Origin of the sequence: Pigmentiphaga sp. NML080357 (genome assembly GCF_002188465.1) — a bacterium.
Lineage (GTDB): Bacteria > Pseudomonadota > Gammaproteobacteria > Burkholderiales > Burkholderiaceae_B > Pigmentiphaga.
The window spans coordinates 202712-217728 of sequence record NZ_NINW01000038.1 but is presented as its reverse complement, the minus strand read 5'-3'; the positions used below and the strand labels follow the sequence as shown (position 1 = coordinate 217728).

The following is a 15017-nucleotide window of genomic DNA, read 5'->3' as shown; positions in this document are numbered from 1 at the left end:
GGGGGCGTCATAGGGCCTCACCTTCCACTTCAGGTTAGCAGAAGACGCTTGCCACCCAGCTTGTGCCCCTGCGAGCGACTGTGGTAAAGCATGGGCGGTGCCCATTCTTGGAGAGCCCCCAGGTGTTCCAGCGAGCCGAACTCGATCCCTTCATGGACGAGGAGGAGTACGAACGGCGCGAACCGGCCCTCAGGACGGCGCTCGTGCAGCGGCAATACGAATTGCTGAAGAAGCGCGATCGCGCGGTGCTGATCGTGGTGGCCGGCGTGGATGGAGCGGGCAAGGGCTCCGCCATCAATCTGCTCAACGAGTGGATGGACCCGCGCCACATACGGACGCTGGCCTTCGGCGAGCCCACGGCCGACGAGGCCCAGCGGCCGGCCATGTGGCGCTACTGGAACGCGCTGCCTGCGCTGGGCCAGGCCGGCATCGTCTTCGGATCGTGGTACGCCCCGCTTTTCAAGGAGGCGGCGCGCAAGCGGCCAGACATGGACCACATCGAAGCCATGGCGGCCGAGATCCGCCGTTTCGAGGCCATGCTGGCCAGCGAGCGCGTGCGCATCGTGAAGCTCTGGTACCACTTGTCGCGTGCGGCGCAGGTCGCGCGCATCGACGCGCAGCTTGCCGATCCGGGCACCGCCTGGCGGGTCTCCGAGGCCGACCTGAAGGTTCGCAAGAAGTTCGATCGCCTGCGGGCCGCGGGCCAGATCGTGCTCGAGGCCACGCACGCCGGGCACGCGCCGTGGCACGTGGTGCCGAGCGCCGATCCACGACTGCGCGCCGTGGAAACCGCATCGGCCACGCTGGAGGCTTTGGCCGGGCCTCTTCCCGCACCGGCCAGGCCGGCGGCCCGTCCGGCGCGGCGCGTCGGCCATGGCGGCACGAGACTGGAACCGCCCCCCGGCGGCGGAAAGCTCGACGAGGACGATTACGAGAAGCGGCTCGCGTCCTTGCAGGCGCAATTGTCGGCCCACGTGCGCCGCAAGCGTTTCGGGGAGCGTTCGCTGGTACTGGTGTTCGAAGGCGTGGACGCGGCCGGCAAGGGCGGCGCGATCCGCCGCGTGTCGCATGCCCTGGACGTGCGCGACTTCGAGATCGTCCCGATATCGGCGCCGAGCGACGAGGAGCTCGCCCATCCCTATCTGTGGCGGTTCTGGCGCCGCCTGCCGCTGCATGGCCGCGTCAGCATATTCGACCGCTCGTGGTACGGCAGGGTCCTGGTGGAGCGCGTCGAGTCGCTCATTCCCTCCGCCACCTGGCTTCGCGCCTATGGCGAGATCAACGACTTCGAGGAACAACTGCGGCGCAGCGGCGCGGTGGTGCTCAAGTTCTGGCTTTCCATCTCGCGCGACGAGCAGCTGCGCCGCTTCCGGGAGCGCCGCGATTCGCCGTTCAAGAGCTTCAAGCTCACGGCGGACGATTGGCGCAATCGCCGCAAATGGGACGACTACATGCTGGCCGCGCGCGAGATGCTGGCCCGCACCGACACCGCCCACGCGCCTTGGGTCGTCGTCGCCACCGACGACAAGCGCACCGCGCGAATCAAGGTGCTCGAACACATCGTGAAGGCGCTGGATGACGCCAGGTAGCGCGCGGCAGCCAAGCACGGCCTGGGTGCTGGCCGTGACCCTGGCCATCCAGTCCCTGGCCTCGGCCGCCACTATTGCGCCGGCGGTCGTCGGGCCCGTGGCGACGCGCGAACTGGGCCTGCCGTCCGGCGCCGTCGGTTTCTACATGGCGCTGGTCTATCTGGCCGCGATGTTCACGAGCGTGGTCGGCGGCACCCTGGTCAATCGCCTGGGCGCCGTCCGCTGCAGCCAGGCGGCGCTGTTGTCGTGCGGGCTGGGCATGGGCTTGCTGTGCAGCGGCAACGTGGCGCTCGCGGTCGTCGGGGCACTGGTGATCGGGGCGGGATACGGGCCCATCACGCCGTCCAGCTCCTACTTGTTGATGCGCAGCACGCCGCCGCACCGGATGTCGCTGGTTTTCTCCATCAAGCAGACCGGCGTGCCGCTGGGAGGCGTGCTGGCCGCGCTGGTGAGCCCGCAGATCGAGCACGGCCTGGGCTGGCGCGCCGCGCTGGTTGCATGCGCCATCGCCTGCCTGGCGTGCGCGCTGGTGGCGCAGACCGTGCGTGCGAACCTGGACGCGCAGCGCGACCCGGCGACGGCGCCGTGGCGCTGGCTGGACCTGGCGCGGCCTGTGCGGCTGGTGTGGCGCACGCCGGCCTTGCGCATCATGGCGGTGTGTTCGCTGCTGTTCTCCTTCATCCAGCTGGCGGTCACGGCCTATCTGGTCACCTACCTCAATCTGTCGCTCGGATGGACCCTGATCGCCGCCGGCGTCATCCTCTCGCTGTCGCAGGCGGCGGGCGTCGCGGGCCGCATACTCTGGGGCGTCGTGGCCGACCGCTGGGCGCCGCCGCGCAAGGTCCTGGGCGGGCTGGCGCTGACCATGGCGGCGTCCTGCATCGCCACCGCCCTGCTGCAGCCCGCCACGCCCTGGATGGTAGTGGCCGCGATTTCGGTGCTGTACGGCGCCTCGGCCATAGGCTGGAACGGCGTGTTCCTCGCCGAGGTGGCGCGGCGCGCGCCGGCCGGGCAGGCGGGCGCGGCCACGGGCGGCACCTTGCTGTTCACTTACTTCGGCGTGCTGGCGGGACAGCCTTTGTTCAGCTATGTCGCGTCGGCGGGAGGCGGCCCCGGGGGCCCAGCCTATGCACTGGCGTACGGGCTGCTGGCGATCCCGGCGCTTGCCTGCGCCGCGTGGCTGTTGCGGGCGCGGGGGTAGCGGCCTACCGGACCTGGGCCACCACCTGGGCTACGGCGGCGGTCAGCTTCTTGACGTATGGAATGTGCAGGAACTCGTTGGGGCCGTGGGCATTGGACTGGGGGCCCAGCACGCCGGTGATCAGGAACTGGGCCTCCGGGAATTTCGCGCCCAGCATGCCCATGAAAGGGATGGTGCCGCCTTCGCCTATCCATGCCGCGCCCTGCCCGAATGCCGCTCGCGATGCGGCATCGAGGGCGCGTTCCAGCCATGGCGCCGTTGGCGGCGCGTTCCAGCCGCTGGCGGCGCCCTCGGCTTCGAAGCTGACCTTGGCGTGATAGGGCGGGGAGCTTTCCAGAGCGACCTTCATGGCTCGTACGGCCCGATCGGCATCCACGGTGGGCGGCAGGCGCATGCTGAGTTTCAGGGAAGTCTTGGGTCGCAGCACGTTGCCCGCGGCATCGATGGCGGGCAGGCCCGCGGCGCCCGTGACCGACAGGGCCGGTCGCCAGGTGCGGTTCAGGATGCCTTCGGCGGGATCGGTGGTGGTGGGCTGGGCATGAGCATGGCCCTCCGGGCCGTGCGAGCACCCTACCCAGGGGAACTGTTTCCAGACCTGGTCGCCGAGAATGTCGCCCGCCGTGCGCGCCTGGGCCAGGCGTTCGGCCGGAATGTCGGCGTGCAGCTCTGGCAGCACGACCCGCCCCGTGGCCGGGTCGTCCAGCCGGTTGAGCAATTGGCGGGCGATCCGGAAGGACGAGGGCACCAGGCCGCTGGCCATGCCCGAATGCACGCCTTCGCTGAGCACCTCGACGGTAAGCACGCCCCCGGCAAGCCCGCGTAGCGAGGTCGTCACCCAGAGCTGATCGTAGTTGCCGCAGCCGGAGTCCAGCCCGACCACCAGTGTGGGCACACCGATGCGCGGGGCGAGCAGGTCGAGATAGGCGGGCAGGTCGTAGCTTCCGCTTTCCTCGCAGGTCTCGATCAATCCCACGCAGCGGGGACGCGGCACGTCCTGGCTGTCCAGCGCCGCCAGGGCGGTCAGCGCGGCGTAGACGGCGTAGCCATCGTCGGCGCTGCCCCGCCCGTAGAGCTTGCCGTCCTCGATCCTGGGTGTCCAAGGCCCGAGGCCTTCGCGCCAGCCGGTCATTTCCGGCTGCTTGTCCAGGTGCCCGTAGAACAGGATGGTCCTGTCGCCGCCCAGGCCCTGGGTGGCGGGTGCCTCGAAGTAGAGGCAGGGCGTGCGGCCGTCGATGGACACGATTTCCACCTTCAGGCCGGCGACCGGCTGGGCGCGCGCCCATGCGGCGGCGGCGTCCACCACGGCGGCCAGATGGCCGTGTTCGGCCCAGCTCGCGTCGAACATCGGGGATTTCGCCGGAACGCGCACGTAGTCGGTCAGCAGCGGGATGAGCTCTTCGTCGTAGCGCCGCGCAACGAGGGCGGCGAGGTCGGACAGGTCCATGACGGTCTCCATTCAGGCTTCCAGTGTAGATCTTGTACGGATGGGAGGCGGCGCCCGTTTTGCTTGCAAAAATTACATGTAATTCTTACCTGAACCGTGGCAGGGGGGGTATGCAAATCTTATAAAGACAGCGGGATATTTCTTCGCTTTCCCAGGCGTAACAGGCTTTTCAACGAGGCATGCCGACATGGTACGGAATCTGCTCGTTACTGGCGGGACGTTCACCGTGTCCCGGAAAAGATCCCGCCACGAGCGGACGCGGAGTTTACGGGAAAGCCAAGGAGATGAACCATGTTGCGTTGGGCTACTATCTTTTTCGTGATTCCCTTACTGGCTGCCGTCGCAGGTCTGACCGACTTTGCGGCGAGCGCGGCCAATATCGCCCTTATCCTGTTCGTGCTCTCGCTGGGCGCTTTCCTCGCCACGTTCTTCCTCGATCCGCCCAAGGACCCGGAAGATGCCTACGAGCATGAATGGTCCAGTCAGCCCTGAACCCAGAGGAGCCCATGACCATGCCGTACCTCGTTCCTCGCTGAGCTATGGCTGCACGACGACCTTCACCGGCCGCCTCGGCTTCCGATTCCCCGTTCCGCCGCCTGGCCGACCATGCGCCCTGCGTACTGTGGTCGGCCGCCGTCGATGGCGCGTGGAGCTATGTCAATCCCGCATGGACCCGCTTGACGGGCCAGCCGGTGGAGCAGGCGCTGAATTGGGGCTGGACGGACCGCATACCCGAGGGCCAGCGCGAACGCGTAAAGGCGGCTTTCGCCAAGGGGGCAGCCGCGGCGGCGGCGTTCGACGTGGTCCACGGCCTGCTGGCCGCGGACGGCACGCTGCTGAACGTACACACGCAGGCCCACCCGAGCTTCGAAACCAATCATCAATTCGTCGGTTTCAGCGGCACTTGCCTGCAATACCAGGAGGCCGCCGCCGACCTGGAAGCTGATACGAGCGCCGGCGCCGGCGATGCTCTCGCCCCGCAGATGCTCGAGCTGGTTTCCTATGCCGTCATGGCCTACGATCCGGCCTTGCGGCATCTCTACGCGAACCGGGCGGCTGGCGAACTGTTCGGCATCGAGCCGCAGGCCTTTGCCGGGAAGACGGCCCGCGAACTTGGCGTGGCGCCATACATTGCGGCGGCCTACGAGCAGTCCGTTGCCGAGGCGCTGGCCTCCGGGACCGTCCAGACGTTCGATTACCGTATCGATACGGGCGCCGATACGCGCCACTTCCGGGTGCGCGTCGCGCCCGAACAAGGAGGTGCCCGCGCCGTGGCCGTGACCGCCGACGTCACGTCATGGGTGCGGTCGCAGGTGGAGCTCGACACCTTGCTGCTGCGCGAGCAGGCGGCCCGCACACAGGCCGAAACCGCCGCCAATGTCCGCGACCAGTTCCTGTCGGTGGTATCGCATGAGTTGCGTTCGCCTCTCAACGGTATCCAGAGCTGGGCACATGTCCTGGAAAGCCGGGTCGACACCGGCGTGTCGGGGGTGGCCCGGGCACTGGCCGGCATCAAGACCGGCGTGCAGCAGCAGGTCCGGCTGATCGACGAACTGCTGGACGTGACCCATGCGATGACGGGGCGCCTGCAGTTTTCCATGGCGTTGCTGCCCTTGTCGCCCTCCGTGCGGGGGGCGATCGCCAAGGCCGAGAAGCAGGCGGCCGAACGCAGCATCGCCCTGCGGGCGGAAATGCCCGACACCGAGATCCAGGTCTGGGGGAGCGCCGAGCGGCTCGAGCAGATGGTGGGCCACCTGCTGGCCAATGCCATCAAGTTCAGCGCGCCGGGCAGCGAAGTATCCGTGCGCATAGAGGCCATCGGCAGCGAGGTATGCATCGCGGTAGGAGACACCGGCAGAGGCATTTCCAGCGACGTCATGCCCTATCTGTTCGATCCGTTCCGCCATCTGGACGGGCTGCGCGCGCGCCGCTCGGAAGGCCTGGGGCTGGGGCTGACGCTGGTGCGGCACCTGGCCGAGCTGCATGGCGGCCGCGTCGCGGCGCAGAGCCGAGGAGAAGGGCACGGCGCGGTGTTTTCGATTTACCTGCCGGTGGCGAGCGAAGAGGCCGCGATAGAATCCGCGCCCTCGGCGGCCGAGCCGGCCGAATCCCTGTCGGACGTGCGTATTCTCCTGATCGAGGATCATGCCGAGGCAAGGGCCGCGCTGACCGAATCCCTGCGGCTGGCCGGCGCCGCGGTGACGGCCTGCGACTCGGGAGCGCAAGCCATCGAGCACCTGCGCGACACGGACGCATGCGCGCTTCCGCACGTCGTCGTCAGCGACATCGCGATGCCCGGCATGGATGGCTGCGATACGCTGGCTCGCATCCGCGAGCTCGAACGAGGTGCGCCCGACCGCTTTCCCGCGCCTATTCCGGCCATCGCACTGACTTCCGCGACCCAGCGGGAAGACCGCATCCGCGCGCTGGCGAGCGGATTCCAGGTCTATCTGGCCAAGCCCGTGGAGTTCGTCCAGCTCGCGGGATTGATACAAAGCCTGGCCCGTACCGCCTCCGTCGAGCGTCGCTGAAGGGGGCGGCCACGGGCGGCGGGAGCCGCTACGCGTGCGCGCGCATCCTGTCGCGCAGTTCCCGCACCTGGTCGTGATTGCGTATCACCCCTTCGTACTGCAGTTGTACGAGCGCAAGGAGCTGCGGCGGGAGGTCTTCCTGCAGGGCAGCCTGGTACCGGCTCTTGGCCACGTCCTCGCCGCGCTCGCATTCCTCCAGTATGGCAAGGTCGGTTCGGCCGGCTACCGCGGTCTTCAGGCCTATCCAGCCGCGATGCAGCACGCCGGCCGCGGTGCCGCTTTCCTCCGGTTCGTCCCCCAGGCTGGCCACCTGCTCCTGCAGCTGGGCCGCGCCTGCCGCGCAATCCGCGGCACGGCGGGAGAACAAGGTCTTCAACTCGGGATCGTGCGCGTCCTGGGCGGCTTGCCTGAAGCCGTATTCCCCGTCCTTGCAAGTCTCGATCAGATCGTTCAGTACCGTCGTGACATCTCGGGCCATCGTCATCTCCTGGGTAGTACGTAGGCGCCGGGCCAGATGTGCGGCCCGGCGTCTTGACTTAGCAGGAAACGGGCCCGGCCGTCACTTCTTGGGATGCTCGGGTTTGAGTTCCCAATCCTTGTCATCTTTGCCGGTCTTGACTTCCCGATCGGCATCCGCTGCCGCGCCCGGAGAAATCGGATCGCTCGCCGGAAAGGTGCCTTCCAGCGAATCGTCCAGCAGTTCCTGGTATGTGGGTAGCCCTTCGTCGGCCTGCTTGGCCTTGTCCTTCGGATCCTTGTCCGAGCGGTTCTTCGATTCCGTCTTCATGCCATGCTCCCGCAAGTTCTGACGTGGTCGAGTCGGCAAGTGTCGTGCCCGGGCAGCGAGCCGGCCGGCGCCGTCTGCCGACGGTCACGGCGCCGGGGCGTCCTCCTGTCGCGTACGCGATTCGGCGGTTTCCCTGTCGGGAATGAAACGCGCCTGGGGATTCGCCAACTGTATCCCCATCTGGCGGAAACGGCGATAGATGCGCTCGTTGAAACCGCGCTGCACGGCCCATCGACCACGGTCGATGGAACGGATCTGCCCCGCCAGGGTGATCGACGCGCCATCCACCTGGTCCACTCCCCACAGTTCCAGGTCGCCCAGCATCAAGGGGCCGAGCTGCGGATCGTTGCGCATCTCCTCGCCGACGTTGCGGATCGCGGCCGTGACCTCGTCCAGGTTGGAATCGGCGCTGACGCTGACGCGCACGGAGGCGTTGCCGATGCCGCGATTGGTGTTCGTCACCGTGCCGACGGAACTGAACGGCACGACGTGCAGGGAGCCGTCGCCGGCACGCAAGCGCACCGTGCGTATGGACAGGTATTCGACTGTTCCGGAGACGCCGGCCAGGGTGACGGAATCGCCCACCTGCATGGCGTTTTCCATCAGCAGGAAGATGCCGGTAATGAAATCCTGCACCAGCTTCTGCGAGCCGAAGCCGATCGCCACGCCGATGATGCTTGCGCCGGCCAGCAGCGGCGCGATGTTGATGCCGAGCTCGTTGAGGGCGGTGAAAAGCACGACCATCGCGATGGCGATGAACAGCGTGGTGCGCAGGATCGGCACCAGCGTGCGCAGGCGCGTGGCGCGTACGACGTCCCCCGCCTGCGTCCAGCGTTCCATGCGGCGGTTGATCGACAGATTGGCGGCCTCCCAGGCGATGAAGGCCAATACGCAGGCCACGGCGATCGTGGCGGTGGCCGATGCCAGCCGGCGGCCCACGGTGCCGGGATCGAACCAGTCCAGCGCGCGCACGCCCCAGACCTCGAGCAGGGCGACCGCCGCGGCGAGAAACACCAGGGCGAGCACCACGCGTTGCGCCAGCGTCTGATAAGGGCGCGGCCCCGCCTGGCCGTCGCCGTTGGCGGACCCGCTGCCGCGGAAGACCCGGTCGAGCGCGCCGAGCAGCACCATGGACACGACGACGGCGATGAGCATGACCAGCGCCGTGCGCCAGACGTAGTGCAGCAATTGCAGGAAACCGCTGGCCGCCCCGAGGGCCCAGACCACCCAGAGGCCGGCGATGATCGCGATGGCGGTGGGAGCCCAGGCGTCGGCCAGTACCGCGCGCAGGCCTGTGTCCTGCCTGCCGCGTATCCAGCGGGCGACGGCGTGGCGCCGCTGGACGACCATGATGATGAGCATCGCGTGCACGGCCAGGCCAACCAGCTTGGACAGGGCATTGCGCCCGTCGGCGCTGGCGCCCAATTCATAGGCGATCTCGGTGGCCGCGACGCCGAAAGCGGCAACGATCACAATGCGCCGCAGCCATTTGTCGAGGTAGCCTGCCGCTTCGTCGCCCAGGCCGGACAGCCGCAGGCCGGCGCTCGCCGGGAACACCAGCAGCCGCAGCGCGGCCATCGTCAGGCGCGTCGCGACATAGGCGCCGATGAGCGGCAGGATGAAGGGATAGAAGCCGGCGCCCGGGCCGCCGAACAGGGCGGTCAGTATCGAGGTGGCGGCCAGGAACCCGGCCAGCGGCAGGAGCGCCAGGACGGCATGCGCCAATGCATAGGGCAGGCGCCGCAGGACGCGCAGATGCCGGTCCCCGTCGGGCGGGGCGGCTTCGCCCGCGGCCGGGACCGGCCCGGTGCCGGCCGGGGAGTCTGGCCTGACAGGCGTCTCGGCGTGGCGACGCGCCGCGTGGGCGATGAGCATCGTGCGCGGACGCCGCAGCAGGCGGGCCACGAGCGCTTCCGCGCCCAGGGCCAGCGCGAGGACGAAGAGGAGGATGCCGATCGCCTGGAACGTGGCCGCCCGGGCCTCCGGGGTGCCGAGGTATTCGCGCCACCAGGCGCCCGCCGAGCGCAATTCCAGCACCGTCGAGGTGGTCAGCCGCAATTCGTCGTAGACCGAGTCCATCCATCGGCCGGCCTGCGCGAAAGCCTGGGCGATCACGCTGTCCTTCTCGATGGCCACCGGCTTGGCCGGTTCTTCCGGGGCGGCCGGGGCCTCCGCCTGGGCGGCTGCCTGGGAAATCACGCTCAGCGTCCGTTCCAGCTCCGCGCGCCGGGCGTCATCGCGCAGGATGTCGAGGACCTGGTTGGCCTGGGCGGGCGTGATGGCGGATTCGGCTTGCGCCTCGGCGGCGTGCAGCGGTTGCAGCCAGGCCGCGGCGCAGAGCAGGGCCGGGGCGATCCAGAGAAGCGGGCGTCGTGTCGGCATGGGAGCGGGCGAAGTGGGGGGATAGCGCGATTCTACCCATGCGCCATCTCAGGGAAAGACGCCTGGTTCGGCCGGCGCCTCGCGCAAGAAGAAAAAAACGCTATACTCTCGCTTCTTCGGGCTGTTAGCTCAGTTGGTAGAGCAGCGGACTCTTAATCCGTAGGTCGAGTGTTCGAGCCACTCACAGCCCACCAGAATTCATAAAGCCTCCGCAATAGCGGGGGCTTTTTGTTTTACGCGGCTCATGGCGGCGGTCCAAGGTCCGCGGCCTGCATCCGCGGCAGAGGGGGCCGACCCTATCGGCCTGAGCCGGTTGCGAAGAAGGCCGCCAAGAGCCCGCCTGGATATCCATCCAGTGTCCCGGCGGCCGGCACGCCGCCAACCCGACCGACCCCGTATAGAGCGATACGCCTGCGACGCCGCTGAAACCAATGTATCCGCCGGGGCGGGTAATCTTGTGTTGCAATTCCTGCTCTACGCCGCTATTCATCCAGGGAAGGAATTTGCTTCCATATCCTGAACAGGCTCCTTGAGTCGGGCCATAACCGGTGACGGGATCCATGTCATCAGACAGTACAGACCGAGCCGCCAAGGCTGCTGACTCCGAATCGTACGATGGGGAGTACACGGGCGGCGGCTTGCCGGCGGCGCCCGCCTTCATCAGCCTCTCGCCGCAGAAAACCGCTCCCGCCCGCCGGTCCGGACGCGAGCGAACCGAACGCGCCCTGATCGAGGCCGTGCGCAAGACCAACACCCTCTATCGGCTGACGGACCGGCTGTACGCCGCGCACTCGCTCGACGACGTCTATCGCGCCGCCTTGCAGGCGATCTGCAGCGGCCTGGTCTGCGAGCGCGCGTCTATCCTGCTTCATGACGAGCGGCAGGTCATGCGATTCGTCGCGTGGGAGGGGCTGTCGGCGGGCTACAGGCGGGCGGTGGAGGGACACACGCCCTGGGCCGTCGATGATCCCGATCCCAAGCCGGTCTGCGTGGAGAATGGCTGGACGAGGAGAAGGCCACCGACGAAAAGCTCACCGAGCTTGCCGAGAGCGAAACCAACGTCCAGGCCGCGAAGAAGAATGCCGTGCCGGCCTGAAGCCCGGCCGACGATGGAACGCGCGCCCTCCCGGATGGCGGGGTGCGCGTTCCGCGCTCCGGCGGGACCGGTCAGGTCCCGCCGATGTTGCGCATCAGCCCGCCGTCGACGAAATAGCTGCTGCCCGTGACATAGCTCGCGTCGTCGGAAGCAAGGAAAAGGACCACGTTGGCGACTTCCTGGGGCTTGCCCGGCCGCCGCAGCGGAATCTGCGCGGCCGACTTGCGGGCCTGTTCCGGATCCTCCAGGCGATCCTCCGTCATGGGCGTGGCGATCATGCCCGGCGCGACATTGTTGATGCGTATGCCGCGCGGCGCGAGTTCGAGCGCCAGCGTCCGCGTCACTGAGCGCAATCCCGCCTTGGCCGCATCGTAGGAAGCGCTGCCGGGCAGGGAAATTTCTTCATGTACCGACGTAATATTTATGATGGCGCCGCGGCCGGCGGACAGCATGTGGCGGGCGGCGGCCTGGCATAGCAGCCAGGGCGACACCAGATTGACGTTGATCATCCACGAGAACTCGTCGGGAGGAATCTCCAGCGAGTTCTGGCGCGACGCGCCCGCGCCGGCGTTGTTCACGAGTATGTCGAGGCCGCCGATCTTCTTGAAGGCCTGCTCGAAGAACGCCTGGGTATGGGCCGGGTTGCCGAAATCCGCCTGCAGGATCTCGGCCCGGCGGCCGGCAGCCCGCACCTGGGACGCGGTGGCGCGCGCACCTTCTTCGTCGCTGTGGTAGTGCACCAGCACGTCGGCCCCTTCCCTGGCGAACGTGACGGCCACGGCCTGGCCGATTCCGCTGTCTGCGCCGGTTACCCACGCGATCTTGTCCTGGAGTTTCATGACGGCTCCCGAATCGGTACGGAGAGCCCGGCGCTACGCAAGACGCGTGCCGGGGTGACGGCCGAGGACGCACCACTATTCGTCTGGCGCATAAAGCGAATGACCCTTGTCTATTGGACACGGGCGAAGGGGAGCGCCTATCTTTCGTCTCCGACAGGCGGTGGATGCCGCCTCAGAACAAGTCCACCAAAGTGGAGCGGGAGACAGCATGAGCCGGAACCGGCGGCCGATCCGTAGCGGCATGGGGCGCAGTACGCCCGATCGCATTTTCGTCCAGGGCCTGGACCTGACGCGGGACATCATCGGCACTCTCAACTTCGGCGACATGGCATACCTGGAGATGACGGGACGCCTGCCCGATGCGCGGCAGTCCCGGATATTCAACGCCATCCTCGTCACCCTCGTGGAGCACGGCATGACGCCCATGGCGATTGCCGCCAGGCTGGTCTACCTGGGCGCGCCGGAATCCCTGCAGGCTGCGGTGGCGGCCGGGCTCTGTGGCATGGGAACCACCTTCGCGGGAACGGCGGAAGGGGCCGCCAGGCTGCTGGAGTCCGCGTGGGCGGAGGCGCCTGATGGACACCCGCAGGACCTGGCGCGGACGATCGTCGCCGATTTCCAGCGTCGCAGGCAGCCCATCCCGGGCATCGGCCACAACCTCCACAAGCCGGTGGATCCGCGCGCGCTCCGCCTGTTCGAGATCGCCGGCGAAGAGGGCTACGCGGGGCGCTACGTCGACTTGATGCGCGCCATCGGCCGGGAGGCGGAGACGGCGTACGGCAAGAGCCTGCCCGTCAATGCCACCGGCGCGATCGGGGCGCTGTGCTGCGAACTGGGTATCTCGTGGCGCGCGGCCCGCGGCATCGCGGTCATGGGCCGGGCCGTGGGCCTGGTCGGCCACCTGGCCGAGGAGCAGGCGCGTCCCATCGCCTCCGAGATCTGGCTGCGCACGGAAGAAGAGGCGAGCGAACAAGACATGCCGCCTGGTGGCGGACGATGAGGAGGCGACATGCAGCGACTACCCGTACGTCTAGTGGCTCTTGCTGCGACAGGCCTGCTCCTGGCCGCGCATCCCGCGCTCGCGGACTGGCCTGACAAGCCGATCCGCTTCGTCGTCCCCTATCCGGCGGGAGGCGGTACCGACATCGTGGCGCGCGCGGTCGCCAAGAAAATGGCGGAAAGCCTGGGGCAACCCGTGATCATCGAGAATCGCCCGGGAGCGAGCACCATCATCGGTACGGAGGCTGTGGCGCGGGCCGAAGGAGATGGCTACACCATCGGACTGGTGACGGACTCCCACGCGTTGAATCCGATTTTCTTCGGGCAGAAGCTGCCCTACGACTCGAACAAGGATTTCGCGCCGGTCAGCCAACTCGTCTTTGTGCCGTTCATCCTGGTGGTGAATCCCAAGGCCCGCGTGTCCACCGTGCCGGAACTGATCGCGGCCGCCAAGGCCAGGCCGGGAAAGATCACCTATGCCTCAATCGGCAACGGCACCCCGCACTATCTGGCGATGGAATGGGTCAAGGCCCTGGCCGACATCGACCTGACCCACGTCCCCTACAAGGGCGTCGCGCCGGCCCTGGCGGACGTGGTGGGAGGCCAGGTGGACGTGATGTTCACCGGGATGTCGTCGGGTGTGCCGCACGTGCGTTCGGGCCGGCTCAAGGGACTGGCCGTTTCCGGCGACCAGCGCTCGGCGATCGCGCCGGAGATCCCGACGGTCGCCGAATCGGGCCTGAAGGAGTTTTCCTTCATGACCTGGTATGGAGTCCTGGCGCCGGCGGCGACGCCACCCGACATCGTCGATCGCTTGAGCAAAGAGATCCGCAAGGCGTTGGAGAGCCCCGAGGTGAAGGACCAGTTCGTGAAGCTGGGCGTGGAGGGAGCGCCCTCGACGCCCGAGGATTTCGGGCGCTTCCTCGGACGCGAGTCGGCGCATTACCAGCACATCATCAAGTTGACCGGGGCGAAGGGCGAATAGTGGAACTGACACAGGAACAACGGCTGATCCGGGACACGGTGCACGCACTGGCGCGCGAACGGTTCGCTCCGGGGGCCGCGGCGGCCGACCGCCAGTACCGGCCTCCGGTGGACAATCTGAAGGTGCTGGCCGAACACGGCTATACCGGCATCTTCCTGCCCGAGCGCTATGGTGGCACGGGGCTGGGCCTGCTCGAGACGGTATTGGTGGTGGAGCAATTGGCGCGTTCGTGCGCCAATACCGCGATGCTCTATTCCTGCACGGACGGAGCGACGCCGCGCGCCATCCTGCAGATCGGCGGCGAGCCGGTCAAGCAGCGCTACCTGCCCTCGTTCGCCAGGGCGGAGCGGTATGCCGCATGGAGCATGTCGGAGGCGAATGCCGGCTCGGACGTCGGCAATGTGCAGACCCGGGCCGTCCGCCAAGGCTCGGGCTATGTGATCAACGGCAGCAAACTATGGTGTACCGCCGCCCAGGTGGCGGACGTGTTCCTGGTGCTGGTGCGGCTGACGGACGATCCCGGCATGAAAGGCGTGGGCGCGATGCTGGTCGAACGCGGTACCCCGGGGTTTTCGGTAGGCAAGCATCTGGACCTGCTGGGGCTGCGCGGCACCGGCATGGCGGAACTGGTTTTCCAGGATTGCAGCGTGCCGGCGGAAAACCTGCTCCTGCCGGCGGGAAGGATGAAGGATTTGCTGCACGTCCTCGACGCCGACCGCATCACCGGCAACCCGCCCATCTGCCTGGGCCTGGCCCAGGCGGCGCTGGGCCAGGCGGTCCAGCACCTGAAGGACCGGGTCCAGTTCGGCCGTCCGCTGGCGGACAACCAGGGGTTGCAATGGAAGCTGGCCGACATGGCGATGGACATCGAGGCTGCGCGGGCGCTCGTATACGGGGCGGCGCAATCGATCGACCAGGGACGGCAATCGGTGGCGGAGGTTTCCATCGCCAAGACCTATGCCAACGAGATGGCGGTCAGGGTGACCAACCAGGCCATGCAGCTCGCCGGCGCGTACGGGCTCTCCGAGGAATATCCCTTCGAGCGTCATTTCCGCGACGCGCGCGGCATGTCCATCGGCTACGGCACGACGGAAATCCATCGGAATTCCATCGCTCGGGAACTGCTCAAGGGCAACTATCCCGTCTGACACCAACGAGGAGCGT

General features: G+C 67.7%; 12 protein-coding genes and 1 tRNA gene. 8 read left to right on the top strand and 5 right to left on the bottom strand.

Annotation, left to right across the window (positions count from 1 at the left end):
• Positions 1-122 precede the first annotated feature (122 nt).
• Together pap and CDO44_RS18010 are read left to right on the top strand one after the other, a co-directional pair.
• Complete coding sequence (gene pap, locus CDO44_RS18015; RefSeq protein WP_087781659.1) at positions 123-1589, top strand: polyphosphate:AMP phosphotransferase; 1467 nt, start codon at positions 123-125, stop codon at positions 1587-1589.
• Entirely contained in the window at positions 1576-2790 is a 1215-nt protein-coding gene (locus tag CDO44_RS18010) for an MFS transporter (RefSeq protein ID WP_087781658.1), read from the top strand. Before pap ends, CDO44_RS18010 begins: the two co-directional genes overlap by 14 nt.
• Before the next feature lie 4 nt (positions 2791-2794).
• On the opposite strand, the gene CDO44_RS18005 is transcribed toward CDO44_RS18010, so the two are convergent.
• Positions 2795-4246 (bottom strand): M20/M25/M40 family metallo-hydrolase, encoded by a 1452-nt coding sequence (locus CDO44_RS18005; RefSeq protein WP_087781657.1) that lies wholly within the window; start codon positions 4244-4246, stop codon positions 2795-2797.
• Positions 4247-4525: 279 nt separating this feature from the next.
• Between CDO44_RS18005 and CDO44_RS18000 the strand changes: the two genes are divergently transcribed.
• Entirely contained in the window at positions 4526-4726 is a 201-nt protein-coding gene (locus CDO44_RS18000) for a DUF1328 domain-containing protein (RefSeq protein ID WP_087781656.1), read from the top strand.
• Between the two features lie 47 nt (positions 4727-4773).
• Positions 4774-6765, top strand: a complete 1992-nt coding sequence (locus CDO44_RS17995) for an ATP-binding protein (RefSeq protein ID WP_087781655.1) — start codon at positions 4774-4776, stop codon at positions 6763-6765.
• A gap of 28 nt (positions 6766-6793) precedes the next feature.
• Here the strand turns inward: CDO44_RS17995 and CDO44_RS17990 are convergent, their stop codons facing one another.
• From CDO44_RS17990 to CDO44_RS17980, 3 genes are all read right to left on the bottom strand, one after another.
• A complete protein-coding gene (locus CDO44_RS17990) occupies positions 6794-7243 on the bottom strand; it encodes a PA2169 family four-helix-bundle protein (RefSeq protein ID WP_087781654.1) in 450 nt (149 codons plus the stop codon).
• An 81-nt stretch (positions 7244-7324) separates the two neighbouring features.
• The gene (locus tag CDO44_RS17985) at positions 7325-7552 is read right to left on the bottom strand and encodes a hypothetical protein (RefSeq protein ID WP_087781653.1); all 228 of its coding nucleotides are present in this window, start codon (positions 7550-7552) and stop codon (positions 7325-7327) included.
• 84 nt (positions 7553-7636) lie between these two features.
• Complete coding sequence (locus CDO44_RS17980; RefSeq protein WP_087781652.1) at positions 7637-9934, bottom strand: mechanosensitive ion channel family protein; 2298 nt, start codon at positions 9932-9934, stop codon at positions 7637-7639.
• A 118-nt stretch (positions 9935-10052) separates the two neighbouring features.
• Here CDO44_RS17980 and CDO44_RS17975 point away from each other — a divergent pair.
• Positions 10053-10128 (top strand) — tRNA-Lys (locus CDO44_RS17975).
• Positions 10129-11101: 973 nt separating this feature from the next.
• On the opposite strand, the gene CDO44_RS17970 is transcribed toward CDO44_RS17975, so the two are convergent.
• Positions 11102-11869 carry an SDR family oxidoreductase gene (locus CDO44_RS17970; protein WP_087781651.1) on the bottom strand — a complete coding sequence of 256 codons (768 nt, stop codon included), beginning with the start codon at positions 11867-11869 and terminating at the stop codon, positions 11102-11104.
• 208 nt (positions 11870-12077) lie between these two features.
• Between CDO44_RS17970 and CDO44_RS17965 the strand changes: the two genes are divergently transcribed.
• Genes CDO44_RS17965 through CDO44_RS27485 form a run of 3 tightly spaced genes read left to right on the top strand, consistent with a single transcriptional unit; the run spans position 12078 to position 15001 of the window.
• Entirely contained in the window at positions 12078-12869 is a 792-nt protein-coding gene (locus CDO44_RS17965; protein WP_087781650.1) for a citryl-CoA lyase, read from the top strand.
• Positions 12870-12878: 9 nt separating this feature from the next.
• Positions 12879-13853 (top strand): tripartite tricarboxylate transporter substrate binding protein, encoded by a 975-nt coding sequence (locus tag CDO44_RS17960; protein ID WP_087781649.1) that lies wholly within the window; start codon positions 12879-12881, stop codon positions 13851-13853.
• On the top strand, positions 13853-15001 hold the full coding sequence (locus CDO44_RS27485; protein ID WP_158213330.1) for an acyl-CoA dehydrogenase family protein: 1149 nt from the start codon (positions 13853-13855) through the stop codon (positions 14999-15001). The genes CDO44_RS17960 and CDO44_RS27485 overlap by 1 nt, the downstream gene beginning before the upstream one ends.
• The last annotated feature ends 16 nt before the right edge of the window (positions 15002-15017 follow it).

What these genes read in the sequence shown, in the direction of transcription:
- CDO44_RS17970 (WP_087781651.1), bottom strand. Translation starts at nt 11,869, where the DNA reads ATGAAACTCCAGGACAAGATCGCGTGGGTAACCGGCGCAGACAGCGGA.
- CDO44_RS17960 (WP_087781649.1), top strand. Translation starts at nt 12,879, where the DNA reads ATGCAGCGACTACCCGTACGTCTAGTGGCTCTTGCTGCGACAGGCCTG.
- CDO44_RS17990 (WP_087781654.1), bottom strand. Translation starts at nt 7,243, where the DNA reads ATGGCCCGAGATGTCACGACGGTACTGAACGATCTGATCGAGACTTGC.
- CDO44_RS17985 (WP_087781653.1), bottom strand. Translation starts at nt 7,552, where the DNA reads ATGAAGACGGAATCGAAGAACCGCTCGGACAAGGATCCGAAGGACAAG.
- CDO44_RS18010 (WP_087781658.1), top strand. Translation starts at nt 1,576, where the DNA reads ATGACGCCAGGTAGCGCGCGGCAGCCAAGCACGGCCTGGGTGCTGGCC.
- CDO44_RS18000 (WP_087781656.1), top strand. Translation starts at nt 4,526, where the DNA reads ATGTTGCGTTGGGCTACTATCTTTTTCGTGATTCCCTTACTGGCTGCC.
- CDO44_RS17965 (WP_087781650.1), top strand. Translation starts at nt 12,078, where the DNA reads ATGAGCCGGAACCGGCGGCCGATCCGTAGCGGCATGGGGCGCAGTACG.
- CDO44_RS18005 (WP_087781657.1), bottom strand. Translation starts at nt 4,246, where the DNA reads ATGGAGACCGTCATGGACCTGTCCGACCTCGCCGCCCTCGTTGCGCGG.
- CDO44_RS17980 (WP_087781652.1), bottom strand. Translation starts at nt 9,934, where the DNA reads ATGCCGACACGACGCCCGCTTCTCTGGATCGCCCCGGCCCTGCTCTGC.
- CDO44_RS17995 (WP_087781655.1), top strand. Translation starts at nt 4,774, where the DNA reads ATGGCTGCACGACGACCTTCACCGGCCGCCTCGGCTTCCGATTCCCCG.